Source organism: Clostridium sardiniense, assembly GCF_019753795.1.
GTDB classification, from domain to species: Bacteria; Bacillota; Clostridia; order Clostridiales; family Clostridiaceae; genus Clostridium; species Clostridium sardiniense.
Genome location: NZ_JAIKTU010000047.1, coordinates 1 through 672, shown reverse-complemented (window position 1 = coordinate 672; position 672 = coordinate 1). Strand labels below are relative to the sequence as shown.

The 672-nt window shown below is 33.6% G+C and carries 1 pseudogene; it reads left to right on the top strand.

From position 1 onward, the window contains the following. Nucleotides 1-70 precede the first annotated feature (70 nt). Nucleotides 71-544, top strand: a pseudogene (gene tnpA / locus K5V21_RS19045) (IS200/IS605 family transposase). The last annotated feature ends 128 nt before the right edge of the window (nucleotides 545-672 follow it).

Below are 672 nucleotides of genomic sequence, written 5' to 3'. Positions count from 1 at the left end.
AAAAAACCTCCATTGTAAAATTATAGTAGGTTTGCCGACCAGAACTATAATACAAGGAGGTGTGCCCGTTATGGACAATAGTAGTTTAGCACATAGTAAATGGAATTGTAAATATCATATAGTTTTTGCTCCAAAATACAGGAGACAAATAATTTATGGGAAAATTAAAGTTGATATTGGAAGAATTTTAAGAGAATTATGTGAGTACAAAAAAGTAGAAATAATTGAAGCAAATGCATGTAAGGATCATATACATATGCTTGTCAGTATACCACCGAAGTTAAGCGTAGCTCAATTTATGGGGTATTTAAAAGGTAAAAGCTCATTAATGATTTTTGATAGACATGCAAATTTAAAGTATAAGTATGGTAATAGGCAATTTTGGTGTAAATGATACTATGTTGATACAGTAGGGAGAAATAAAAAAGTTATAGAAGAATATATAAAAAATCAAATACAAGAAGATATGGCATATGAGCAAATAAGTTTGAAGGAATATATCGACCCGTTTACGGGTGAGCCGGTAAACGGAAGCAAAAAATAAAGCACCTTATAGGTGCAGTTTGTAAAAGTATGCGGTTGGCAAACCGTTTCAATGTGCGAGTAGCACAGCCAGTAACATGCCCTTATAGGGCTAGAGCAAACCACCCGTTTTACGGGTGGTCATGATTT